This window comes from Streptomyces aureus (assembly GCF_000725495.1).
Lineage (GTDB): Bacteria > Actinomycetota > Actinomycetes > Streptomycetales > Streptomycetaceae > Streptomyces > Streptomyces aureus_B.
This window is the reverse complement of sequence record NZ_JNZD01000043.1, coordinates 1-22,896: the sequence shown is the minus strand read 5'-3', so window position 1 is coordinate 22,896 and position 22,896 is coordinate 1. Positions and strand designations below refer to the sequence as shown.

Genomic DNA, 22,896 nt, shown 5'->3' with positions numbered 1-22,896 from the left:
CTATTACGGGCCAAAAGACCTGATGCGCTCGCCCCCGGGCAGCCCCGTAGGGTCGACGGCATGAAGATCCACGCAGAAGCCCTCCTGTTCGACAACGACGGAACCCTCGTCTCCTCCCTCGCGTCGGTGAACCGCTGCTGGACGCGCTGGGCGCACGAGTACGGGATCACCGCCGAGGACTTCGCCGCGATCGAGCTGCACGGGCGTCCCGCCGTCGAGATAGCCGCCGACCTGCTGCCCGCGGACCTGGTCCCCGAGGCGCTCGCCCGCATCGAGCAGCTGGAGGTCGAGGACGTGCCCGGCGGCGTCGTACCGCTGCCCGGAACCCTCGAACTGCTCGCCTCACTGCCCGCCGAGCGCTGGGCCGTCGTGACCTCGGCCACCCGCCGGCTCGCCGCCGCCCGGCTGGACGAGGTGGGGATCCGCCCCAAGACCATGATCTGCGCCGACGACGTCGACCGCGGCAAGCCCGATCCCGAGCCCTATCTCCTCGCCGCCCGCGAACTGGGTGTCGACCCGGCCCGCTGCGTCGTCTTCGAGGACGCGCCCGCCGGGCTCCAGGCGGGCCGCGCCGCGGGCATGACCACCGTGGCGTTGGCCACAACGCACCGGGCCGGCGAACTCGACGCCGACCTGGTCGTCGCGGACCTCTCCGCCTTGTCGGTACTGGTGGCGGACAAGGGAATGGAGATCTCCGTCCGGGGCTGACGCGCGGTCCGTGACGCCCGTCCACCATCCATCGCTGTCCGCTATTCGGACAGCGATGGCGGTCACCGGCACCCTGTCTGCTTTACTTCCTTCCATGACCACGACGAGCTACCGCATCCTTGCGACCGAGGCGACCATGACGCCCGGTGCTCGTTGTATGTGTCGAATGTGTGCCTGCTAGAGGGCCCTCGCACCACCTTCTGATCCCGCGCCCCGAAGCGGGACCGCCGCGCCTCGTGTCCGTACCGCGTACGTGACCGGGCTGCCCCGCGCACACGTTCTCCTTCCGGTTCCATCGCCATCGCGAGAACCGTGCCGCGTTCCGACCGAATGCACCCGTGCCCGGCGCACACCCACGCCCCGCACTCGACAGTGACGGAATCCCCAGTGATCACCACAACGGGCCTCACCAAGGTCTACCGCTCGCGCGGCCGTGACGTGACCGCCCTCGACGGCGTCGATCTGCACGTCCGCGAAGGCGAGGTGTACGGCGTCATCGGCCAGTCAGGCGCCGGAAAGTCCTCGCTCATCCGCTGCGTCAACCTCCTGGAGCGTCCCACCTCCGGCACGGTCACCGTCGCCGGCCAGGACCTCACCGCACTCGCCGGGCGCGGCCCGCGCGCGGGACGGGAACTGCGCCAGGCGCGTACCCGGATCGGCATGGTCTTCCAGCACTTCAACCTGCTGTCCTCGCGGACCGTCCAGGAGAACGTCGAGCTGCCGCTCGACATCCTCGGGCTCACCCGCAGGGAGCGCGGCCACAAGGCCCTCCAACTCCTGGACCTGGTCGGCCTGTCCGACAAGGCGGGCGCCTACCCGGCCCAGCTCTCCGGCGGGCAGAAGCAGCGCGTCGGCATCGCCCGCGCCCTGGCCGGCGACCCGAAGGTGCTGCTCTCCGACGAGGCGACCAGCGCCCTCGACCCCGAGACCACCCGCTCCATTCTCCAGCTCCTGCGCGACCTGAACCGCCAGCTGGGCCTGACCGTCCTGCTCATCACCCACGAGATGGACGTCGTCAAGACGGTGTGCGACTCGGCCGCGCTGATGGACAGGGGCCGCATCGTCGAGTCCGGCACCGTCAGCGAACTGCTCGCGACGCCCGGCTCCGAGCTGGCCTCCGCGCTCTTCCCGGTCAGCGGCACCGCCTCCGGCGACGACCGCACCGTCCTCGACGTCACCTTCCACGGGGAGTCGGCCACCCAGCCGGTCATCTCCCAGCTCTCGCGCACCTACAACATCGACATCTCGATCCTGGGCGCCGCGATGGACACCGTCGCGGGCCGGCAGGTCGGCCGGATGCGCATCGAACTTCCCGGCCGCTACGAGGAGAACGTCGTGCCGATCGGATTCCTGCGCGAGCAGGGCCTGCAGATCGACATCCAGGGGCAGCAGCCCGAGCTGGTCGAGGAAGGTGCCGCCAAGTGAGCTGGAACGAGATGCAGCCGCTGCTGTCCCAGGCGTGTTGGGACACCCTCTACATGGTCGGCTGGTCCACGCTGATCGCCGTGCTCGGGGGCCTCCCGCTGGGCGTCCTGCTGGTGCTCACCGACCGTGGCGGCCTGCTGCAGAACACCGTCGTGAACAAGGTCCTCGGCCAGGTCGTGAACATCGTCCGCTCGATGCCCTTCATCATCCTGATGGTCGCTCTGATGACCTTCACGCGCTGGATCGTCGGCACGACGATCGGCCGGGAGGCCGCCATCGTGCCGCTCGCGGTCGGGGCCATCCCGTTCTTCGCGCGGCTGGTGGAGACCTCCGTGCGCGAGGTCGACGGCGGACTGGTCGAGGCCGTGCAGTCGATGGGCGGCAGCACCTGGACCGTCGTCCGCAAGGTCCTCGTGCCCGAGTCCCTGCCGTCGCTGATCTCGGCCACCACGACGACGGTCGTCGCCATCATCGGCTACTCCGCGATGGCCGGTACCGTCGGCGCGGGCGGCCTCGGCGACCTCGCCATCCGCTATGGCTACCAGCGGTTCGAGTCCCAGATGATGTGGCTCATCGTGGCCGTCCTCGCCCTCGTCATCGCCGTCGTCCAGTTCGCGGGCGACTCGGGCGCACGGGTCCTGCACCGCCGCAGCGGCAAGGGCGGCGAGCCGCTCCGCTTCCGCGTCCTCGCCGGCTTCCTTCCCGGCGGCCCGGCCGGCGCCACCCCGGTCAAGTCGACCGATTCCTGACTCCCCGCCTCACCCGGCGGGTTGCACCACCCATGGAGAAAGGCACTTTTCGTGCGTAACACCACCAAGATCACCGCTGCAGTCCTCGCCACCGGCGCCCTCACCCTGGGCCTGACCGCCTGCGGCTCCGGCACGTCCGACGACAAGGCGAAGTCGACCGACACCCTCGTCGTCGCGGCCACCCCCGTCCCGCACGCCGAGATCCTCGACTACATCAAGGACCACCTGGCGAAGAAGGCCGGCCTCAAGCTGGAGGTGAAGGAGTTCACCGACTACGTCCAGCCGAACACGGCCACCGAGGACGGGTCCGTGGACGCCAACTACTTCCAGACCCAGCCGTACCTGGAGGACTTCAACAAGAAGAACTCCACGCACCTCGCCTCGGTCGCCGTCGTCCACCTGGAGCCCCTCGGCCTCTACTCCGAGAAGGCCGAGAAGCTCGACGAGCTGAAGAAGGGCGGCACCGTCGCCGTCCCGAACGACGCCGACAACGAGGCGCGAGCCCTGCGCTTCCTCGCCTCCAGCGGGATCATCACGCTCAAGAGCGGTTCGGAGAGCACCGCCACCCCGCAGGACATCGAGAAGAACCCGAAGGGCCTGCAGTTCAAGGAGATCGAGGCGGCCCAGACCCCGCGCTCCCTGAAGGACGTCGACGCCGCGGTGATCAACGGCAACTACGCGATCGGCGCCGGCCTCTCGCCCGCCAAGGACGCCCTCGCCCTGGAGTCCACCAAGAACAACGCGTACAACAACGTCCTCGCCGTGAAGCAGGGCAACGAGAACGACCCGCGCGTGAAGAAGCTCGCGAAGCTCCTCACCTCGCCCGAGGTCAAGAAGTTCATCGAGGACAAGTACAAGGGCTCCGTCCTCCCGTCCTTCTGAGGTCCGCCGCTCCGGCTCTCCTCCCGGTGAACGGGTCCGGGCCCGGGCCGATTTGCGGCCCCCGGCCCGACTCGTCACCGCACGGGGTCCACTCCATTACCCGGAGTGGACCCCGTTGTGCCGTTCAGTGGTTTCATGCTGCATGCTGGGCAGTTCAGCGGACCCGACGGTACATCAGGTCCGAAGTCCCCGACGGTTACGGAGCGTCGCATGACGAGCACCTTCCCCGACATCTCCATCAGCACGGAGCGGTTGGTCCTGCGTGCGCTCGACGAGGACGACGTGCCCGCGCTGACGGAGATGATGAACGACGAGATGGTGGCGGCCTGGACGTCGATCCCGCAGCCGTTCACCGAGGACGGCGCCCGGGACTGGGTCGGCGACTACGCGCCCACGGAACGCGCCGAGGGCCGCGGACTCGACCTCGCCGTCACCGAGTTCCTCACCCAGCGGCTGGTCGGCGTCATCCAGCTCGGCAAGACCAACTGGCGGGTCCGCTCCACCGAGCTGTCCTACATCATCGCGCCCTGGGCGCGCGGCGAGGGCTACGCCTCCGAGGCCGCGCTCGCCACCGCCCGATGGCTGTTCAGCGACCAGAAGTTCGAGCGCGTGGAACTGCGCACCGCGGCCGGCAACACCGCTTCCCAGCAGGTGGCCCAGAAGATCGGCTGCATCAGCGAGGGCGTGCTGCGCAACGCCTGCATAGCGCGGACCCGGACCGAGGAAGGCACCTGGGTCGACCTGCGGACCGACTTCATCGTCTGGAGCCTGCTCCCCGAGGACCTCGACGGCATGGACGGGGACCTCGGCGACCCGGGCGGCTTCGCCTCCTTCAACGACTGGAACTGAGACGGCCGCGAGGGCGGGAACGAGGACCACGGCGACCACCGGCGCGGGTGCCGGCGGACGGCACGCGTTCCACGTCCGGGTGCCGGCTCCGCCGGGCGGGGACCGCGGGGGCGGGCCGGGCACGGTCATATGCGGTCGTATACGGTCGCTTCGAGGTACCCGGGCGTACGGGAGTCACCTCGCCGGGGCACCGGCTCACGGGTCCGGGAGCACGTGCGGGCGGAAGGGGACCGTTCCCGCGCCACGCCCACCGGCACGCTCCCGCCGGGCCGCACCGGGGTACCCTCACCAAGCCCGTCCGGGCTGCACCTGAGACCTGCGAAGACCTTCTGGAGACTGACGACGATGGCCGACCGGGTCACGGTGATCGGCTGGGACGGCTCGCCGCTGACCGTCGCGGCGAGCTCCGCTCTCGGCGCCGCCACGCTCGTGGCCGGCGCGGCCCACCATCTCGCGCTCCCCGAAGTGCCCGAGGGCGCCGAACGCGTCCGGCTGGGCAGCATGGATCTGGCCGCCCGCCGCATCGCCGGCCACCGCGGCACCGCGGTCGTCCTCGCCGACGGGGACCCCGGGTTCTTCGGCGTCGTCCGCACCCTGCGCGCACCCGAGTTCGGCCTGGAGGTCGAGGTCGTGCCCGCCGTCTCCGCCGTGGCCGCCGCCTTCGCCCGCGCCGGAATGCCCTGGGACGACGCACAAGTGGTCGTCGCACACAGTCGCACCCTGCGACGCGCGGTGAATGTATGTCGAGCCCATACGAAAGTCGCCGTCCTCACCTCGCCCGGCGCCGGCCCCGCCGAACTGGGGCTGCTGCTCGAAGGCGTGCACCGCACCTTCGTCATCTGCGAGGAACTCGGCACCACCCGCGAGCAGGTCACGATCCTGACCTCCGACAAGGCGGCCGACCACACCTGGCGCGACCCGAACGTCGTGATCGTCATCGGCGGCTCCACGGCCGCCGCCCAGGGGGGCGGCTGGATCGCCGGCCGGGACCCCGGTGCCGGACCGCGTGGCTGGGCGCTGCCCGCGCGCGCCTACGGCGGCGCGCTCGGCGAGGGCGAGACCGATCTGCTGCGCGCCGCCCAACTCGCCCGGCTGGGACCGCGCGTGGGTGACCTCGTCTGGGACATCGGCTGCGGCAGCGGCGCCTTCGCCGCCGAGGCCGCCCGCACCGGCGCCGCCGTCATCGCGGTCGACCGCAGTCCGGGCTCCTGCGCCCGCACCGAGCACTCGGCCCGGCGCTACGGCGTGCAGATGCAGGTCGTCCACGGCAGTGCCCCGCACGTTCTGGAGGACCTGCCCGAACCCGACGTCGTACGGGTCGGGGGCGGGGGAGCGGCGGTCGTCTCGGCGGTCGCGGACCGCAGGCCCCAGCGCATCGTCGCGGACGCCGCGACGCGTGACGCCGCCGAACTCATCGGCCGCGATCTGACCGAACACGGCTACGACGTCGAGTGCGCCCTCATCCAGTCCGTCGAACTCGATACGAGGGCCTGGACGGAGAAGGAGCGGAGCGTTGCGTTCCTGCTCAGTGGCCGTCTGCCGGATCGCGCCCCGTGATCCTGTTGTCGTACCGCTCGCGGTAGGCTGGCCGATCGTTGTACCGCTCCCGGGGGGTCGGCCTTTCGTAGGCCAATGTCCGGAAAACCCGCCCGTTTTGAGGCGTGTGTGGTACGGCAGAACCGGAGGACGCGCAACGTGGCGCAGTCCACAGCGGCCACTCGCCGATCACGCTGTCGCGAGGGCGGGATGACCGGGACAATGCCAGTTAATGGCTTTGTCGTCTTTGTTGGCCGGTCGTACGTGCCGCTGGGCACGCACGCTCGTTCTTCACTGTGGGGCGGTCGGTGCGCCGTTCCGGGCGAGCTGGACTTTGGAGCACTAACCGATGGGCGAGGGGTACGCATGACCGACACCGGCCAGGTCCCGGGCGAGGGATTGCCGGAGAACGCAGGCATGGTGGAGCAGCCGGGCGTCTCCGCGCCGGGCGCGTACACCTACCTCGACTCCTCCGAGGGACCCGTCGAGGAGGACGACCTCCTTCTGCTGCCGGGCGCGCCCGGTGCGCAGGGTGCCTGGGGCAACGAGGTGCCGCCGCCGGCCCCGATGCCCTTCACCGACGAACCCGGGCCGCACGAGACGGACGGACGCGACACCGGGGCGATCGACCTCGGCGCCGTGCGCGCGCCGGGCCCCTCGCCCGTCGCCCAGCCGGTCCCGGCGCCCGTCGCGGCCCCCGCGGCCCCGCGCCGTCCGCTGCACCTCGGCCCGCCCACGCCGGACGGTTCGTCCAGCCCGGTGCGCTCGCTGGCCGACCGCGGCCCCGCGGGCGTCCGCCCGAGCTCGATGACCACCCCGGTCGCACCGCTGCGCGTGGCCGGCCCGCCGACCGTCGGCCCCGAGTACCTGGACGTGCCCCAGGCCGCCGAGGCGACTCCGCAGAGCGCCGTGGCGTGGACCGCCGTGCCGGTGGCCGGGGAGATCCCGGCCGAGGAGACGGCCCTCCCCGAGGCGGGACAGCTGCCGGGCGCCCCGGTGGCCCCCGAACCCGTAGCGGCCCCCGAACCCGTACCGGCAGCCGAGGCGCCGGAGGCCGTGGAGGCCGAGCAGGCACCCGGCGTCGTGGCGGCGCCCCTCGCCGACGAGCCGGCGGCCCCCGAGGCCGGCCTGGAGCTGCCGGAGGCGGACGTCGTGTCGCTCGACCTCCAGGACCCGGTGGACGCCCCGGCCCCCGAGGCCGTGCCCGTCACGGACGTCTCGCCCGACCAGCCGCTTCCCGAGGCCCCGCAGTTCCAGGACGCCCCGGAGAACCCGGGCGCCACCGGCGCCGCGGGCGAGGGGGAGCAGGCCGCGGCGGTGACGCCCGCGGAGCAGATCGCCGAGGACGCGGGCCACGCGGTGCCCGAGCAGGCCCAGGCCCCGGCCGGGGACCTCGCACCCGAGGACCCCGCCGTCGTGCAGCTCCCGGCGCCGGTCCCCGGCCAGGACACGCACGGTGCCGGATTCCAGACCCACGACTCCCACGGAGCCGGGCTCCGGGTCCACGACTCGCACGGTGCCGGATTCCAGGCTCACGACTCTCACGGTGCCGGCTTCCAGGTCCACGACACGCACGGTGCCGGGCTCCCGGTCCAGGACACCCACGGTGCCGGCGTCCAGGTCCTGCCGCAGGCCGTGCTCGCCGAGCCCGCCGCCCAGGCGCCGGAGCCCGTCGTGGTCTTCGTGGACGAGCCGTCCCTCCCCGGCGCCGAGCGCTCCGCCGACGCACCGGCCCCGCACGGCTACGAGACCCCCGAATCCGCGCTGACGGCGCTCTCCGCGCGCTCGGCGGACGCCTCGCACGGCGGTCAGGGGCTCGTCCTCGACGAGGCCGCGGCCCAGCAGTTCACCGAGGCGCCCGCCCACGTGGCGGACGGTGCCGCCCTGCCCGAGAACACCGCGCCCGACCAGGACGGCGCCGCCGACGCGATCCAGGCCGTCCCCGCGGTCGTGCCCGCTCCGGCCGAGCCCGCCCACGCGGGCCCGGCCGAAGGCGACCCGCACCAGCCGGCGGGCGCCGAGCAGCTGCCCGACGGCGCCCCGGACCAGGCGGCCGCCCCCGGCTTCCCCGACGCACCCGCCGTGCCCCAGGCCGACCAGGGCCTCGGCCCCGTCGTTCCCGGTGACGGCACGGTGCCCGCGCACCCGGCCGCGACCCCGCCGCACGGCACGACCGTGGCCCCGCTGCCCGCCGAGGAGCAGCCGGAGGCCCGGCAGCCCGCGGCGCCCGCCGAGGCCGTGACGGCCGACCCGGCCGAGACCGAACCGGTCGCGCAGGTGTCGGTGCCGGCCCCCCGCGAGGCCGAGCCCGAGACCGGCAGCACGCCGCTGCCGCTCGCCGCGGAGCACGAGCCCGTGGCGGCCCAGCAGGCGGACGACCTGCAGACCCAGGTCGCCGACCAGGAGGAGAGCACGGCCGTGGTGGAAGACGTACGCGAGTCCACCGGCCCGGCCGCCCCCGGCTACAACGACGCCGAGCGCGAGGCCGTCCTGCGCGTGATCCGCGAACGCCGCGACATCCGCAACGGCTTCCGCAGCGACCCGATCCCGCACGACGTGCTGCTGCGCGTTCTGGAGGCCGCGCACACGGCCCCGTCCGTCGGCCACTCCCAGCCCTGGGACTTCGTCGTCATCCGCTCCGCCGAGACCCGGCGCAGCATGCACGAACTCGCCCAGCGCCAGCGCGAGGCCTACGCCCAGTCGCTGCCCAAGGGCCGGGCCAAGCAGTTCAAGGAAATGAAGATCGAGGCCATCCTCGACACCCCGGTGAACGTCGTCGTCACCGCCGACCCGACCCGCGGCGGACGCCACACTCTCGGCCGCCACACCCAGCCGCAGATGGCCCCCTACTCCGCCGCCCTCGCCGTGGAGAACTTCTGGCTCGCCGCCCGCGCCGAGGGTCTCGGCGTCGGCTGGGTCAGCTTCTTCGACGAGCGTGAGATGGTCCGCGCCCTGGGCCTGCCCGACCACCTGGAGGTCGTCGCCTACCTGTGCGTCGGGTACGTGGACGAGTTTCCGGAGGAGCCCGAGCTCATGCAGGCCGGCTGGTCCAAGCGCCGCCCCCTGTCGTGGGTCGTCCACGAGGAGACGTACGGCCGCCGCGCCCTGCCCGGTGAGGAGCCGCACGACCTGCTCGCCGAGACCGTCTCCAACATCCGCCCCCTGGACGCCAAGGCGCTCGGCGAGGCGTGGGAGCGCCAGAAGCGGATGACCAAGCCCGCCGGCGCCCTCGGCATGCTGGAGATCATCTCCGCGCAGCTCTCGGGGCTGTCCCGGATGTGCCCGCCGCCGATCCCGGAGCCCGCGGCCGTCGCGATCTTCGCCGGCGACCACGGTGTCCACGCCCAGGGCGTCACCCCCTGGCCGCAGGAGGTCACCGGCCAGATGGTGGCCAACTTCCTCGGCGGCGGCGCGGTCTGCAACGCGTTCGCCAACCAGGTGGGTGCCGAGGTCTGCGTCGTGGACGTGGGCGTCGCCTCCGACCTGCCGGCCACGCCGGGCCTGCTGCCGCGCAAGGTCCGCGCGGGCACCGCGGACATGACCACGGGTCCGGCCATGACCCGGGAAGAGGCCGTCGCTGCGCTGGAGGTGGGCATCGAGACGGCCCGCGACCTGATGGCCGCGGGCAACAAGGCCCTGCTGACCGGTGAGATGGGCATCGCCAACACGACCGCGTCGGCCGCCCTGATCTCGGTGTTCACCGGAGCCGACCCGGCCGAGGTGACGGGCCGCGGCACCGGCATCAACGACGAGACCCTGGCCCGCAAGACCGAGGTCGTCCGCCGTGCCATCGAGTTCCACCAGCCGGACCCGGCGGACCCGATCGGCGTCCTCGCGGCGATCGGCGGTCTGGAGCACGCGGCCATGGTCGGTCTGCTCCTCGGCGGCGCCTCCCTGCGCACGCCGGTGATCCTGGACGGCGTCAGCGCCGGCGCCGCCGCCCTGGTGGCCCGCGCCATCGCCCCCGAGGTCCTGGCCGCCTGCATCGCGGGCCACCGCAGCGCCGAGCCCGGTCACGTGGCCGCCCTGAACAAGCTGGGCCTGCGCCCGCTGATCGACCTCGACCTGCGTCTCGGCGAGGGCACCGGCGCCCTCCTGGCCCTGCCCATCGTGCAGAGCGCGGCGCGGGCGATGCACGAGGTCGCCACGTTCGACTCGGCCGGGGTGACCGAGAAGTAGGCAGGTCCACGGCACCGGGGGGTGGGCAGTTCCGCACTGCCCACCCGGCCCCGCCGTAGTCTGGACTCCACCGAAGAACCCCACGTCAGGGCCGCTCCAGAGCCGCAGCGCCCACCCCACAGCCTGCCCGTACGAGGAGCCGCACCGCCATGGCCGAACACCCCGCATACCCGGTGGGCCTCCGCCTCTCCGGCCGTCGTGTCGTCGTCCTCGGCGGTGGCCAGGTGGCCCAGCGCCGGCTCCCCGCGCTCATCGCGGCGGGCGCGGACGTCCACCTCGTCTCGCCCGAGGCGACCCCGTCCGTCGAGGCGATGGCCGACACGGGCGAGATCACCTGGACGCGGCGGGCGTACGAGGAGGGCGACCTCGCCGACGCCTGGTACGCGCTCATCGCCACCAGCGACCCGGTCGCCAGTGCCGAGGCCTCGGCCGAGGCCGAACGCCGGCGCGTCTGGTGCGTGCGCTCGGACGACGCCGACGCGGCCACCGCCTGGACCCCGGCCACCGGCCACAGCGAGGGCGTGACCGTCGCCGTCCTCACCACCGACGCCAAGGGCCGCGACCCCCGCCACACCGCCGCCATCCGTGACGCCGTGGTCGAGGGCCTGCGCGACGGCACGCTCGTCGCGCCGCACCACCGCACCCGCACCCCCGGCGTCGCCCTCGTCGGCGGAGGTCCCGGCGACCCCGACCTGATCACGGTCCGCGGCCGACGGCTGCTGGCCGAGGCCGACGTGGTCATCGCCGACCGGCTCGGCCCCCGCGACCTGCTCGCCGAACTCCCGCCGCACGTCGAGGTCATCGACGCGGCGAAGATCCCGTACGGCCGGTTCATGGCCCAGGAGGCCATCAACAACGCGCTCATCGAGCACGCGAAGCAGGGGAAGTCGGTCGTCCGGCTGAAGGGCGGCGACCCCTTCGTCTTCGGCCGGGGCATGGAGGAGGCCCAGGCGCTCGCCGAGGCCGGCATCGCCTGCACGGTCGTTCCCGGCATCTCCAGCTCGATCTCGGTGCCCGGCGCCGCCGGCATCCCCGTCACCCACCGGGGCGTCGCGCACGAGTTCACCGTCGTCAGCGGTCATGTCGCCCCCGACGACGAGCGTTCGCTCGTCGACTGGCCGGCGCTCGCCAAGCTCCGCGGCACCCTCGTCGTCCTCATGGGCGTCGACAAGATCGGCCGGATCGCCGACACGCTCGTGGCGCACGGCAAGCCCGCCGACACCCCCGTCGCCCTCGTCCAGGAGGGCACGACCGCCGCCCAGCGCCGCGTCGACGCCACCCTGGCCACCGTCGCCGACACCGTCCGCAGCGAGGACGTACGGCCGCCCGCGGTCATCGTCATCGGCGAGGTCGTGGACGTCGGCCCCGGAATCTCCGAGTAACCACGGGTAACCCGACCCGTTCCCAGCCGTTGGCACCGCACCCAGGACAAGGCAGTATCACCCTGTGGCCGATCTCATCACCGTCGACAACCCCGACGACCCGCGTCTGCGCGACTACACGGGCCTGACCGACGTGGAACTGCGCCGCAAGCGCGAACCCGCGGAGGGCCTGTTCATCGCCGAGGGCGAGAAGGTCATCAGACGGGCCAAGGACGCCGGCTACGAGATGCGCTCGATGCTGCTGTCCGCCAAGTGGGTCGACGTCATGCGCGACGTCATCGACGAACTCCCCGCGCCCGTCTACGCGGTCAGCCCGGAGCTCGCCGAGCAGGTCACCGGCTACCACGTGCACCGGGGCGCGCTCGCCTCCATGCAGCGCAAACCGCTGCCGACGGCCGAGGAACTGCTGCGGACCGCGCGCCGGGTGGTCGTCATGGAGTCGGTGAACGACCACACGAACATCGGCGCCATCTTCCGTTCCGCCGCCGCCCTCGGCATGGACGCGGTCCTGCTCTCCCCGGACTGCGCCGACCCGCTCTACCGCCGCTCGGTGAAGGTCTCGATGGGCGCGGTCTTCTCGGTCCCGTACGCCCGGCTCGAGACCTGGCCCAAGGGCCTGGAGTCGGTGCGCGACGCGGGGTTCAACCTGCTCGCCCTCACCCCGGACGAGAAGGCGAGGTCGCTGGACGAGGCGGCCCCGCACAAGATGGAGCGGGTCGCGCTGATGCTCGGCGCCGAGGGCGACGGGCTCTCCACCCGGGCGCTGATGGCGGCCGACGAATGGGTCCGCATCCCGATGGCCCACGGAGTCGATTCCCTGAACGTCGGCGCGGCGGCCGCGGTCGCCTTCTACGCGGTAGCGACGGGCCGGCCCGAGAGCTGAGAGTCCCGGTCCGGGGGACGGACGCCTTCTCCGGCCGCAGTCGGAGGGCGCGCCGTCCTACGGGAAGGCGCCGGACGCCGACCGTTCCTGGTGGACGGTCTTGCGCGGGGTGTCGTCGAGCCCGCGGGACGGCCCCTGGCATCCCTGGGCCGCCGCGATCCCCAGCGCGACCAGCAGCGTCACCACCACGAACACGAACAACCGCTGGCGCAGCAGCCGCGGATTGGCGGGCCTGCGGCCCGTCCCCGTGGTGCGCGGACCGGGACGCCCGGCCCCGCTGCGGGGTGCGGGCCGGTTCCCGGTGCGGCCGGTGTTGCGGACGGGCGCCGGACGCGAACCCGAGCGCGAACCGCCGTTCGTGCCGCCGGTCCGCGGCGGCGGAGTCGTCCCCCGCGGCGGCGGAGTGGTCCCCCGGGGCGGGGGAGTGGCCCCCGGCCGCCGCTGGGTGCGCTGCTCCGCGTACTGCTCGGCCAGGCGCCCGGTCGGCCGGTCCGGGTCCGAACGCGGCGCGGGCGGCCGCGTGTCCACCATGCCCTGGGCCTCGCGGGCCGCGATCTCCTTCAGCCTGAGGGACAGCTGGAGGGTGCTGGGCCGCTCCTCGGGGTCCTTCGCGAGGCAGGCCCGCACGAGCGGCGCGAGCGCGTCCGGGACCCCGTGCAGATGCGGCTCCTCGTGGACCACGCGGTAGAGCATCACCTCGGAGCTGCCCTGGCCGAAGGGAGAGTCCTGGGTCGCCGCGTACGCGAGCGTGGCCCCGAGCGCGAACACGTCCGTGGCCGGGGTGACGGCGATGCCGCGGACCTGCTCCGGCGCCAGGAAGCCCGGGGAGCCGACCGCCGTGCCCACGTGGGTGAGCGTGCTCGCCCCGGTCGCCCACGCGATGCCGAAGTCGATGATCCGCGGCCCCTTCGGGGACAGCAGGATGTTGGACGGCTTGAGGTCGCGGTGGACCACCCCGGCCTCGTGCACCGCGACGAGCCCCTCGGAGAGGGCGGCACCGACGGCGGCCACGTCGGCCGCCGACAGCGGCCCCTCCTCGGCGACCTTGTCGTGCAGCGAGGGGCCGGGCACGTACTGGGTGGCGAACCACGGCCGGTCCGCCTCCAGGTCGGCGGCGACGAGCCGCGCCGTGCAGCCGCCCCTGATCCGGCGTGCCGCCGAGACCTCGCGCGCGAACCGGGAACGGAACTCCTGATCCTCCGCCAGGTCGGGGCGGATCACCTTCAGCGCGACCCGCTGCCCCCGCCGGTCGGAGCCCAGGTAGACCACACCCATGCCGCCCGCGCCGAGCCGTCGGTGAAGCCTGAACGAGCCGACGACACGCGGGTCCTCGCGCCTCAGGCGCATCATCGCCATGTCCATCCCCGCTGCCCGGTCCGTTTGACGAGCCACAGCTTACGTTTTCGCGGCCGGGTGCGCGCAGAGGCCGCGCCCTCTCGTCCCGATCGATTGTCAGTGCCGGGTGGGAAACTTGAGAGGTGGTCAGGGAGCGTGCGTACGGCGCCTCTTTGGCCTGCTCTTGATCCCAACCATCCATCGTCGAAGGGGGATTGAGCCCGTGAGGGGTGACCGCGTGGAGATAGTCGTGGACGCAGGGGACACGACGCGTACGTACGAGGTGGTGGCGAGCAGGGCGGGCCGCCGGGTGGAGACGGCGGTGCGCCGAGGTGTGGTGGAAGTGAGCGAAGTCACTCGAAACGGAACAGTGGTACGGACCGCCCGCTTCATGGCGACCCGGGTGCTCGCGCTGGTGGAGCAGCCGGTTCCGCGGGTGGACGGCTCGGAGGAGTAGGGCGCATCGGACGTCCCCTCAGGGAAGACCCTGAGACCGGGGCCCACGTCTCCACCCACGGTAGTACTCGGCAGGTCACGGCTCATCCTCCGGGAGGCCCGCCAATCGGTACGAGGGCATGACGACCCGGGGCCGTCACGCGCCTAGATTTGTTGTCAAGCGGCGGGTGCAGCACTCGTCCCCCGAGGTCAGACACCCGCCGCTGCCAGGCACAACAGAATCTCGGTCAGGAGAGGGACCATGGCCCACACGGCACCGCGGACGGAGCTCCGCACGCAGGGACGCAAGGCATACACAGCCGCGTTCGGCACCCGCCAGGGTCAGCGCCACCCCTTGGTGGCGACAGCGATGGTCCTTCCCCTGGCGGCCCTGCTCGTGGTCGTCTTCGGCGGCTGGGACGCGGTGGTCACACAGGCGTCGTCCGTGGGCGTGATGCTGGGGCGCTGAGCGGCGCCCCAGGCCCGGAAGAGCGGTCCGGGCGGGGACATCCGGCCATGAAACCCCGTGGGGACGGGGGTGCGGCGGACGGCAGGAAGATGCCCGCGCAGCTGGGGAGCTGCGCGGGCATCTCTTTTTCCGGTCCCGGCCCCGGCCTCGGACACCTGGCTCCCGGCCCCGGCCTCGGGCACGCATGGTTTCCGTACGCCGGGCAGTCTTGCCGGGTGCGGGGCGTCCGGTGCCGGGAGCCAGGTGTCCTGGGCCGGGGTCGGATGCGTACGCTCACCGGTGGGTGCCTCACCGGCGGGTCCCCCGCTCTCTGGGTGCCTCAAGGACAGGGATGCCTTCACGGGCGTTGCCCCCATCGGCAGGATGCTTCACCGGCGGGTCCTCTCACCGGCAAGGTGCCCTCGCCGGCGGGTGCTCGTCGGAGTGTGCCCGCTCGTGGGTGTGTTCTTCGTGCCGATCAGGGGGATCCGTGACCGTAGACAGCCTGGTGCCGGCGCTCGGTGCCGCCGCGCGCGGTGCGGCGCACCCGGGCCGGGGGATCCCGGGCCCCCGCGGGGCCTGCCCCTGCGGCGCCGAGGACGGCCTCCTCGCGGACAGGGACGACGGCACCGTCGTCCGCCACGGCGGCCTCGTCGCCAAGGCCCACGCCCCGGACACGGAACCCCGCGCGCTCGCCCTGCGCGTCGCCGCGGCCGGTGCCCTCCCCGGCGTCTTCCTGCCCCCGCTGGACCCCGCCCCGGCCGGCCTCCTCGGCCGCCGGGTCACGTTCTGGCCCTACGGCGCCCCGGTCGACCCGGACACCCCCGACGCGGCCCCCTGGGAGGAGGCCGCGACCCTGCTGGCGCTGCTGCACCGGGCCCCCGCGCCGGACGGGCTGCCGCCGATGCGAGGCCCCGCCAAGGCGGCCCGCGCGCTGGCCCGGCTGCGGGCGGCCGGTCCGCACCCGGCCGCCGCCCCGGTCCTGCGCGCATGGACGACCCTGCCGGCCTGGGCGCGGGCCGAGGCGCCGATGCCGGACACCACGACCCTGTGCCACGGCGACCTGCATCTCGGCCAGCTCGTACGCCATCCCGCGCCGGACGGCGCCTGGCGCCTGATCGACGTCGACGACCTGGGCGTCGGCGATCCGACCTGGGACCTGGCCCGCCCGGCCGCCTGGTACGCCTGTGGGCTGCTGCCGCCCGAGGAGTGGCTCCGGTTCCTGAGCGCCTACCGGGACGCGGGCGGCCCGGCCGTCCCCGCCGACGGTGATCCCTGGCCCGCACTGGACGTGGCCGCCCGCGCCCTCACCGTGCAGACCGCGGCCCTCGCGATCGCCAAATCGGCGGCCGCGGAGCGCCCGTTGGACGAGGTCCAGCAGGCCGTGGTCGACGCCTGTGACCGAATGGGTGCCGTCCCGCCCGAGTTGACCCGAGGTTCCCCGACGTAGGGTGCAACCGACCGAGGCCGGGCAGTGTCTGTCCTGGCGGAAGCAGTACCGACCGGCGAGGAGTTGAGCCGAGCATGCAGTGTCCGAAATGTCATGCGCCGATGCACACGTACAACCGCAACGGCGTCCAGATCGAGCAGTGCAGCGGCTGCCGAGGGATCTTTCTCGACTACGGCGAGCTGGAGGCACTGACCCGCGTGGAGTCGCAGTGGTCCCAGCCCGCGCCGCCGCCGCAGGCGTACCCGTCCGCGCCGGCTCCCGCCTGGGGCGCCCCGCAGCACGGCGGCCACGGTGGCGGCCACGGTGGCGGTCACTACGGCGGGCACGGCGGTCACCACCGTCACAAGAGCTTCGGCCACATGCTCTTCTCGTCCTGAACGACCTCTCGTTCCCGTCGGCCCGAAGGGGACCCTCCTGAGCGGAGGGCGCCCTTTCGGGCCGGAACGCCGGCAGGACGTGCCGGACGCCGAGCACGACGAAGCCCCCGGTCGCGAGACGACCGGGGGCTTTGCTGGTGCGCGATACTGGGATTGAACCAGTGACCTCTTCCGTGTCAGGGAAGCGCTCTCCCGCTGAGCTAATCGCGCAGGTCACGCGGCCTGAGCCACGCTTGCTGCTGGTACTGCGTGCGCGATACTGGGATTGAACCAGTGACCTCTTCCGTGTCAGGGAAGCGCTCTCCCGCTGAGCTAATCGCGCGGGGATCCTTGCGGATCAAGTCCTTGCGGACCAGTGGACGATACTGGGATTGAACCAGTGACCTCTTCCGTGTCAGGGAAGCGCTCTCCCGCTGAGCTAATCGTCCTTGGAGGTGGAGACGGGATTTGAACCCGTGTAGACGGCTTTGCAGGCCGTTGCCTCGCCTCTCGGCCACTCCACCAGGAGTGCGGGTTCGGGAAGATCCCCCACTTCCTGCGAGCGGACGACCAGGTTCGAACTGGCGACCTCAACCTTGGCAAGGTTGCGCTCTACCAACTGAGCTACGTCCGCTTGTCGTTTCCGTTCCGCTTGCGCGTCCCGGCGACGTGTTGAACTCTAGCGGATTCCCGGGCCAGCACAAAAACGCGTTTCCGCAGCGTGCTGCGGTCTGCCTGACCAGGGACATGGCCAGGGCACTCGCAGGACACCCGCCCTAGACTCGTCAGCGTGCTCGACCTCCCTCCCCTCGCCCGCTTCGGCGGCCTCGTCGCCACCGGTCTCCTCGACGTCACCAGTGATCCCGCGGCCCTGGACTCCACCGGCTTCTGGGCCGTCTCCGCCGACTTCGAAGGCCGTCTGACCTGCGCCCGCTTCCGGGACGTACGAGAGGAGCCGGTGCCCGCGCCGGTGCCGGGGCGGTGGCACGGCCCCGCGGCCGGCGACTGGACGTCGTCGCTCGACCGCGCCGCGTACACGGCAGGCGTCCGGCGCATCCGGGAGCACATCGCGGCCGGCGAGGTCTACCAGGCGAACCTCTGCCGCGTCCTGACCGCGCCCGTCCCGGCCGACGCCGACGTCGACGCGCTGACCGCCCTGCTGGCCCGTGGCAACCCGGCGCCCTATGCCGGAACGATTCGGCTGCCGGAGCACGGCGTCGAGATAGCCACCGCCTCTCCGGAACTCTTCGTGCGCCGCGCGGGCCGCAGCGTCGAGTCGGGGCCGATCAAGGGCACCGGACGCACCGAGGCGGACCTCCTGGACAAGGACTACGCCGAGAACGTGATGATCGTGGACCTCGTCCGCAACGACATCGGCCAGGTCTGCGCCACCGGCACCGTGACCGTTCCCGACCTGTGCGTCGTCGAGAAGCACCCGGGGCTCGTGCACCTGGTCTCCACCGTCGGCGGCGAACTGCGCCCGGACGTCGGCTGGCCCGGCCTCCTGGCCGCCGCGTTCCCGCCCGGCTCCGTCACCGGAGCCCCGAAGTCCAGCGCGCTGCGGATCATCGAGGCCCTGGAGACCGCGCCCCGCGGCCCGTACTGCGGAGGCATCGGCTGGGTCGACGCCGACCGCGGCACCGGCGAGCTGGCCGTGGGCATCCGCACCTTCTGGATCGACCGCGCCGACGGGGTCCTGCGCTTCGGCACCGGGGCCGGCATCACCTGGGGTTCCGACCCCGAGGGGGAGTGGCGGGAGACCGAGCTGAAGGCGTCCCGGCTGCTCGCGGTAGCGTCGGGGACGTACGACGCGGGTGACGGGACCCTCTCGGACTGACCCGGCTACGGGGACGACGGGGGACCGGGCCGAAACGCCGTGCCGGACGACATGACCGGCACCTTCGCATGCGAGGTAGTGACCAGTGAAGCTTTGGCTCGACGGCGGGCTGCAGGACATCGAGGCCGCCCGCGTCTCCGTCTTCGACCACGGACTGACCGTGGGGGACGGCATCTTCGAGACCGTGAAGGCGGTCCACGGCCGTCCCTTCGCGCTGACCCGCCACCTCGACCGGCTGGCCCGCTCGGCGCGCGGCCTCGGTCTGCCCGAGCCCGACGCCGACGAGGTGCGCCGCGCCTGCGCCGCCGTCCTCGAGGCCAACCCGATGCCGCTGGGCCGCCTGCGCATCACCTACACCGGCGGTCACGGCCCCCTCGGCTCCGACCGCGGGGAGCACGGACCGACGCTCGTCGTCGCGCTCGGCGCCTCGGAGCCGCGTCCCGACTCCACCGCCGTCGTCACCGTCCCCTGGACCCGCAACGAGCGCGGCGCCCTCACCGGCCTGAAGACCACCTCGTACGCCGAGAACGTGGTCGCCCTGGCCCGGGCGCGTGAACACGGCGCGTCCGAGGCGCTGTTCGCCAACACGGTGGGCCAACTCTGCGAGGGCACCGGGTCGAACGTCTTCGTCGTCCTCGACGGCGAGATCCACACCCCGCCCGTCGCCTCCGGCTGTCTCGCCGGCATCACCCGTGCCCTCGCGGTCGAATGGACGGGCGCCAAGGAGACGGACCTTCCGCTGGACGTCCTCGAGCGGGCCGACGAGATCTTCCTGACCTCCACCCTGCGCGACGTCCAGGCCGTGCACCGGGTCGACGCACGTGAACTGCCGGGCGCGCCGGGCCCGGTGACCGCCAAGGCGATGCGGGTGTTCGACGAGCGGGCGGGGGACGATCTCGACCCGTGACGGGGACGGCCTGGACCCGTGACGGGGCCGCCGACCCCGGCCCCTGACGGGTCTGCCGCCGACCTTTGACGGGTCCGCTCTCGACCTCTGACGGGTGCGTCCCCGACCTGCCTGGGAGTCCGCAAGCCGGGGGCCAGGGCCGGGGATCACCGGGTAATTCGGCTGACGGCGGGCGCGTCAGTGGGTACAACTCCCCTGATGACCACGACCCTGCGGCCGACCGAGCCGCTTCTTCGCGCCGACGACGGGACCCTCTCGCGCCGCTACCAGGTGTGCGTGAACAGCAGGCCCGTCGGCCGGGTCCACCTCGCGACCGAGCCCGGCTCGGGTCCGCCCGCGGCCAGGATCCGGGACCTCGGTATCGACGCACCTGACCGCGGCCGCGGCCGGGGCACCGTCGCCGCCCTGGCGGCCGAGGAGGTCGCCCGGGGCTGGGGCTGCCGGCAGATCGAGGTGACCGTCCCCGCGTCGGCCGCCGCGGCGCTGGCACTCACCCGGGCGCTCGGCTACGTGCCGCGCAACCGCCTCATGGAGAAGAAGCTCGACGGCACCCCGCTCGTCCTCCCGCCGGGCAGCGCCGACCGCCCCATGACCCGGGACGAGTACGAGGTGTGGGACCGGGAGGGCAGACGGCACTACGCCGAGGACTGGATCCGGCGCGGTGTGCCCGAGGCCGAGGCACGCGCCAAGGCGGACCGTGACTACGGCGGCGCCCTGCCGCAGGGCCCGGCCACCGCGAACATGTGGCTGAGCGTCCTGGAGCACGAGGGCGTGCCCGTGGGCGATCTGTGGCTGGGACGCCGGAGCGGACACGCCTTCGTGTACGACGTCGGGGTCCGCGCCGACCAGCGCGGGCGCGGACACGGCCGCACGCTCATGCGGCTCGCCGAGGCCCGGGCGACGGCCGCCGGCCTGGACCGCATCGCGCTCAACGTCTTCGCGGGGAACACCCCGGCCGAGCGGCTCTACGAATCGCTGGGGTACGAGACGACGGAGTACCACCTGTACAAGACGCTGCTGTAGCGGGGCGGGGCGGGCGGGGTGGTGGGTGCGGGTTTGGAGGCGGTCGCTCGGGGGTGGTCGCTCTCGGGTTTCGGGGGTGGTCGCTCTCGTCCGGTGGGGCGCGCGGGCTTCGGTGGGGTCGCGCCGGCTTCGGCGGGGGCTGCCGCCCGGGCCTCGGCGGGGTGAGCCGCTTCGGCCCGGGGGTGGTGGCGGTGTGCCGCTTCGGCCAGGGGGCGGTGGGGGTGCGCCCCGCTTCGGCCGGGGGCAGCGGTTCGGCTTGGGGGAGGGGTGGTGGTTCGGCTCTGGGCGGGGTGGCGTTTCCGTCAGCCCTCGGCGAGCAGGCGGGCGGCGATCTCCTCGATCCGCTCGCGCAGCCCCTCCTGGCTCTTGCCGCCGTCCAGGCGCTCATCGCCGATGACGTACGTCGGGGTGCCGGTGACGCCGATCGCCTTGCCCTCCGCCTGGTCCGCGTCGACGATCAGGATGTGCCGTCCGTCGATCAGGGCCGTGTCGAACTCCTCGGCGTCCAGGCCGAGTTCCCGCGCGACCTCGACCAGGAAGGCCTCGCCCCCGCGGTTCAGCTCCTCGACGCGGCCGAGTACGGCCTCGACGTACGGCCAGCCGACCCCCTGCTCGGCGGCCTCCTCGGCGGCCTGCGCCGCGGCGAAGGCGTGCTTGTTCTTCTCCAGGGGGAAATGCCGCAGCCGCAGCTCCAGACGGTCGCCGTACGTGGCGCGCAGTGCCCGGAGGTCGGTGAGGGCGTCACGGCAGTCGGGGCACTGGAGGTCGCACCAGACGTCCAGGACGACGGGGGCCGGACCGGCGGCGGAGGAGGCCGAGGAGGAGGCCGAGGAGGAGGCGGAGGAGTCGCTCATGGGACCCAGTCTCCCAGCCCGGCGGGGGTGCGATGCCACCGGCACCTGAGGAGGACGGCGACCCCGAGATGTCCCTGAGGTCTGCCCGGACCGTGGCATACCGGGCATGGGGCGGTGCAGGATGGAGGGGAAGAGGAACCGTGTCGCACCGAGCCCTGCCTGGAGGACCGGAATGATCGCAGAGACCGTCTGCTCCGCCGTCTCCGTCGCCGGCCTCGGCATCGCCGCGGTGACGGCGTACCGCAAGCGCTACCTGGCGGCCGCCCGGATCGCCGCCTACTCCCTGGTGCCGATCGGCCTGGTCATGACCGGCGTGGTCGGCTGGCTGGCCGACACCGCGTTCAGCCCGACCGCCTGGGCCGGCTTCGCGGTGCTCGGCGGCGCCTGGGCACTGTTCATGATCACGCGCGCCGTGGAGCGACGTGGCGGCGGGACCCGGAAGGAACGCAAGGCCGCGAAGGCCGCGGCTCAGCGCGAGGCGGCGGCTCCCGGGGCCTCGGCCCCGTCGCTCGGCCAGAGCTCCTCCCTCACGACCCGACCTGCGGCGACACCGCGTGCCACGGGTTCCGCGGACGACTTCAGCGACATCGAGGCCATCCTGAAGAAACACGGGATCTGAACGGCAGAAGCGACACAAGATCGCATGTCTGGCACCGGGAACGCGCGGAACCGTTCACGTTCGAGCGCACCCGTCACTTCATCCAGCGAACTCCCGTATATTCCTGGCGTGTTGATCGCTCAGCGGGCTGCCTCTGCGTCATCATCGCCCGCGAGATGCTGGAAACAACAACGAGCGACACCGCTGCTCCGCCCGAGGAGCGGCGCGGTTGTCTCTTCGCGCTCTCCCAGCCGCCGCTGATGATCTTCCTTGCGGTGATCGGCTGTCTGCTGCTCATGGCTTCGCTGCACGACCTGCTGCTGCTCTGAGCTGTACACGGAGCCCCTGGCGCCACCCGCCGAGGGCTCCGTCGGGCCGGCAGAGCGCCGGTCAGCCCGCGGCCTCCTTGCGGCGCGCCCGGTAGGCGGCCACATGGAGCCGGTTCCCGCACGTGCGGCTGTCGCAGTAGCGGCGGGAGCGGTTGCGGGAGAGATCGACGAAGGCCCGCCGGCAGTCCGGAGCCTCGCAGCGACGCAGCCGGTCCTGTTCTCCGGCGACCACGAAGAAGGCCAGCGCCATCCCGCAGTCGGCCGCGAGGTGGTCGGCGACCGAGGCACCCGGTGCGAAGTAGTGGACATGCCAGTCGTAGCCGTCGTGGTCCGTCAGCCGGGGTGTCGTGCCCGCGGCCGCGACCAGTTCGTTGATCAGCGACGCGGCGGTACGCGGATCGTCGGCCGCGAAGATCCCGGCGAACAGGCCGCGTACGTCCTGTACAGCCGCGAGATCACGCTCCGACAGCACCCCGACATCGCTGATGTCGTGCTTTCGTACGAAGTCGGCGAGGGCCGGCACATCGGCGAGCCCGTCCGCCGTCTCGTCCTCCGGTGCGGTGTTCACCAGATCCACCACGGCGTCGAGGGCGCACCGGGTGTCGTGGGTGATCAGCACGTTTCGCTCCCTGGCCTGGGGGTCGGGCGAGGGCGCCCGCCCGATGCTGGCCGATGGTAGTGGCTTTCGGCGTGACGGAGACGGGGGCGGGGGTGTGAAGACGGCTTGGGCG

At 72.9% G+C, this 22,896-nt stretch carries 21 protein-coding genes and 5 tRNA genes; 18 read left to right on the top strand and 8 right to left on the bottom strand.

Features of this window, described 5'->3' with window-relative positions:
• Positions 1-60 precede the first annotated feature (60 nt).
• The 9 genes from IO36_RS33915 (at position 61) to IO36_RS33875 (ending at position 12,593) form a co-directional block, all read left to right on the top strand.
• Entirely contained in the window at positions 61-708 is a 648-nt protein-coding gene (locus IO36_RS33915) for an HAD family hydrolase (RefSeq protein WP_037625714.1), read from the top strand.
• 387 nt (positions 709-1,095) lie between these two features.
• The gene (locus IO36_RS33910; RefSeq protein WP_037625712.1) at positions 1,096-2,133 is read left to right on the top strand and encodes a methionine ABC transporter ATP-binding protein; all 1,038 of its coding nucleotides are present in this window, start codon (positions 1,096-1,098) and stop codon (positions 2,131-2,133) included.
• Positions 2,130-2,882, top strand: coding sequence for a methionine ABC transporter permease (locus IO36_RS33905; RefSeq protein WP_037625710.1), 753 nt, complete (start codon positions 2,130-2,132; stop codon positions 2,880-2,882). The genes IO36_RS33910 and IO36_RS33905 overlap by 4 nt, the downstream gene beginning before the upstream one ends.
• Before the next feature lie 51 nt (positions 2,883-2,933).
• Entirely contained in the window at positions 2,934-3,764 is an 831-nt protein-coding gene (locus IO36_RS33900; protein ID WP_037625709.1) for a MetQ/NlpA family ABC transporter substrate-binding protein, read from the top strand.
• A 210-nt stretch (positions 3,765-3,974) separates the two neighbouring features.
• On the top strand, positions 3,975-4,613 hold the full coding sequence (locus IO36_RS33895) for a GNAT family N-acetyltransferase (RefSeq protein ID WP_037625708.1): 639 nt from the start codon (positions 3,975-3,977) through the stop codon (positions 4,611-4,613).
• Positions 4,614-4,958: 345 nt separating this feature from the next.
• Positions 4,959-6,170 (top strand): precorrin-6y C5,15-methyltransferase (decarboxylating) subunit CbiE, encoded by a 1,212-nt coding sequence (gene cbiE / locus IO36_RS33890; RefSeq protein WP_037625707.1) that lies wholly within the window; start codon positions 4,959-4,961, stop codon positions 6,168-6,170.
• A 345-nt stretch (positions 6,171-6,515) separates the two neighbouring features.
• Entirely contained in the window at positions 6,516-10,328 is a 3,813-nt protein-coding gene (gene cobT / locus IO36_RS33885) for a nicotinate-nucleotide--dimethylbenzimidazole phosphoribosyltransferase (protein WP_037625706.1), read from the top strand.
• Positions 10,329-10,477: 149 nt separating this feature from the next.
• Positions 10,478-11,710, top strand: coding sequence for a uroporphyrinogen-III C-methyltransferase (gene cobA, locus IO36_RS33880; RefSeq protein WP_037625705.1), 1,233 nt, complete (start codon positions 10,478-10,480; stop codon positions 11,708-11,710).
• A gap of 64 nt (positions 11,711-11,774) precedes the next feature.
• Entirely contained in the window at positions 11,775-12,593 is an 819-nt protein-coding gene (locus IO36_RS33875) for a TrmH family RNA methyltransferase (RefSeq protein ID WP_037625703.1), read from the top strand.
• Positions 12,594-12,650: 57 nt separating this feature from the next.
• Here the strand turns inward: IO36_RS33875 and IO36_RS33870 are convergent, their stop codons facing one another.
• Entirely contained in the window at positions 12,651-13,955 is a 1,305-nt protein-coding gene (locus tag IO36_RS33870; protein ID WP_037625701.1) for a serine/threonine-protein kinase, read from the bottom strand.
• A gap of 196 nt (positions 13,956-14,151) precedes the next feature.
• On the opposite strand from IO36_RS33870, the gene IO36_RS33865 reads away from it, so the two are divergent.
• The 4 genes from IO36_RS33865 to IO36_RS33850 all read left to right on the top strand — a co-directional run bounded on the left by IO36_RS33865 (position 14,152) and on the right by IO36_RS33850 (position 16,638).
• Complete coding sequence (locus IO36_RS33865) at positions 14,152-14,385, top strand: hypothetical protein (RefSeq protein WP_037625699.1); 234 nt, start codon at positions 14,152-14,154, stop codon at positions 14,383-14,385.
• A gap of 240 nt (positions 14,386-14,625) precedes the next feature.
• The gene (locus tag IO36_RS33860) at positions 14,626-14,832 is read left to right on the top strand and encodes a hypothetical protein (protein ID WP_037625697.1); all 207 of its coding nucleotides are present in this window, start codon (positions 14,626-14,628) and stop codon (positions 14,830-14,832) included.
• 469 nt (positions 14,833-15,301) lie between these two features.
• Positions 15,302-16,261, top strand: a complete 960-nt coding sequence (locus IO36_RS33855; protein ID WP_037625695.1) for an aminoglycoside phosphotransferase family protein — start codon at positions 15,302-15,304, stop codon at positions 16,259-16,261.
• Between the two features lie 74 nt (positions 16,262-16,335).
• Entirely contained in the window at positions 16,336-16,638 is a 303-nt protein-coding gene (locus IO36_RS33850) for a TFIIB-type zinc ribbon-containing protein (RefSeq protein WP_078943613.1), read from the top strand.
• A 135-nt stretch (positions 16,639-16,773) separates the two neighbouring features.
• On the opposite strand, the gene IO36_RS33845 is transcribed toward IO36_RS33850, so the two are convergent.
• From IO36_RS33845 to IO36_RS33825, 5 genes are all read right to left on the bottom strand, one after another.
• Positions 16,774-16,848: transfer RNA gene (locus IO36_RS33845), tRNA-Val, on the bottom strand.
• 40 nt (positions 16,849-16,888) lie between these two features.
• Positions 16,889-16,960, bottom strand: a tRNA-Val gene (locus IO36_RS33840).
• Positions 16,961-16,994: 34 nt separating this feature from the next.
• Positions 16,995-17,066 (bottom strand) — tRNA-Val (locus tag IO36_RS33835).
• Position 17,067: 1 nt separating this feature from the next.
• Positions 17,068-17,141, bottom strand: a tRNA-Cys gene (locus IO36_RS33830).
• 37 nt (positions 17,142-17,178) lie between these two features.
• A tRNA-Gly gene (locus tag IO36_RS33825) sits at positions 17,179-17,251 on the bottom strand.
• Between the two features lie 156 nt (positions 17,252-17,407).
• Between IO36_RS33825 and IO36_RS33820 the strand changes: the two genes are divergently transcribed.
• The 3 genes from IO36_RS33820 (at position 17,408) to IO36_RS33810 (ending at position 20,384) form a co-directional block, all read left to right on the top strand.
• Complete coding sequence (locus IO36_RS33820; RefSeq protein WP_037625691.1) at positions 17,408-18,454, top strand: chorismate-binding protein; 1,047 nt, start codon at positions 17,408-17,410, stop codon at positions 18,452-18,454.
• Positions 18,455-18,539: 85 nt separating this feature from the next.
• Positions 18,540-19,361 carry an aminotransferase class IV gene (locus tag IO36_RS33815; protein WP_037625689.1) on the top strand — a complete coding sequence of 274 codons (822 nt, stop codon included), beginning with the start codon at positions 18,540-18,542 and terminating at the stop codon, positions 19,359-19,361.
• A gap of 198 nt (positions 19,362-19,559) precedes the next feature.
• Complete coding sequence (locus IO36_RS33810) at positions 19,560-20,384, top strand: GNAT family N-acetyltransferase (protein ID WP_037625686.1); 825 nt, start codon at positions 19,560-19,562, stop codon at positions 20,382-20,384.
• A 302-nt stretch (positions 20,385-20,686) separates the two neighbouring features.
• On the opposite strand, the gene IO36_RS33805 is transcribed toward IO36_RS33810, so the two are convergent.
• On the bottom strand, positions 20,687-21,238 hold the full coding sequence (locus IO36_RS33805; RefSeq protein ID WP_051901157.1) for a DsbA family protein: 552 nt from the start codon (positions 21,236-21,238) through the stop codon (positions 20,687-20,689).
• A gap of 172 nt (positions 21,239-21,410) precedes the next feature.
• Between IO36_RS33805 and IO36_RS33800 the strand changes: the two genes are divergently transcribed.
• Positions 21,411-21,857, top strand: a complete 447-nt coding sequence (locus tag IO36_RS33800; RefSeq protein ID WP_037625684.1) for a hypothetical protein — start codon at positions 21,411-21,413, stop codon at positions 21,855-21,857.
• A 155-nt stretch (positions 21,858-22,012) separates the two neighbouring features.
• Positions 22,013-22,165, top strand: coding sequence for a hypothetical protein (locus IO36_RS47525; protein ID WP_167347433.1), 153 nt, complete (start codon positions 22,013-22,015; stop codon positions 22,163-22,165).
• A gap of 61 nt (positions 22,166-22,226) precedes the next feature.
• Here IO36_RS47525 and IO36_RS33795 read toward each other — a convergent pair whose 3' ends face one another.
• Positions 22,227-22,784 (bottom strand): CGNR zinc finger domain-containing protein, encoded by a 558-nt coding sequence (locus IO36_RS33795; protein WP_037625682.1) that lies wholly within the window; start codon positions 22,782-22,784, stop codon positions 22,227-22,229.
• Positions 22,785-22,896 lie beyond the last annotated feature (112 nt).

What these genes read in the sequence shown, in the direction of transcription:
- IO36_RS33915 (WP_037625714.1), top strand. Translation starts at nt 61, where the DNA reads ATGAAGATCCACGCAGAAGCCCTCCTGTTCGACAACGACGGAACCCTC.
- IO36_RS33895 (WP_037625708.1), top strand. Translation starts at nt 3,975, where the DNA reads ATGACGAGCACCTTCCCCGACATCTCCATCAGCACGGAGCGGTTGGTC.
- cbiE (WP_037625707.1), top strand. Translation starts at nt 4,959, where the DNA reads ATGGCCGACCGGGTCACGGTGATCGGCTGGGACGGCTCGCCGCTGACC.
- cobT (WP_037625706.1), top strand. Translation starts at nt 6,516, where the DNA reads ATGACCGACACCGGCCAGGTCCCGGGCGAGGGATTGCCGGAGAACGCA.
- cobA (WP_037625705.1), top strand. Translation starts at nt 10,478, where the DNA reads ATGGCCGAACACCCCGCATACCCGGTGGGCCTCCGCCTCTCCGGCCGT.
- IO36_RS33870 (WP_037625701.1), bottom strand. Translation starts at nt 13,955, where the DNA reads ATGGACATGGCGATGATGCGCCTGAGGCGCGAGGACCCGCGTGTCGTC.
- IO36_RS33860 (WP_037625697.1), top strand. Translation starts at nt 14,626, where the DNA reads ATGGCCCACACGGCACCGCGGACGGAGCTCCGCACGCAGGGACGCAAG.
- IO36_RS33850 (WP_078943613.1), top strand. Translation starts at nt 16,336, where the DNA reads ATGCAGTGTCCGAAATGTCATGCGCCGATGCACACGTACAACCGCAAC.
- IO36_RS33810 (WP_037625686.1), top strand. Translation starts at nt 19,560, where the DNA reads ATGACCACGACCCTGCGGCCGACCGAGCCGCTTCTTCGCGCCGACGAC.
- IO36_RS33805 (WP_051901157.1), bottom strand. Translation starts at nt 21,238, where the DNA reads ATGAGCGACTCCTCCGCCTCCTCCTCGGCCTCCTCCTCGGCCTCCTCC.
- IO36_RS33800 (WP_037625684.1), top strand. Translation starts at nt 21,411, where the DNA reads ATGATCGCAGAGACCGTCTGCTCCGCCGTCTCCGTCGCCGGCCTCGGC.
- IO36_RS47525 (WP_167347433.1), top strand. Translation starts at nt 22,013, where the DNA reads ATGCTGGAAACAACAACGAGCGACACCGCTGCTCCGCCCGAGGAGCGG.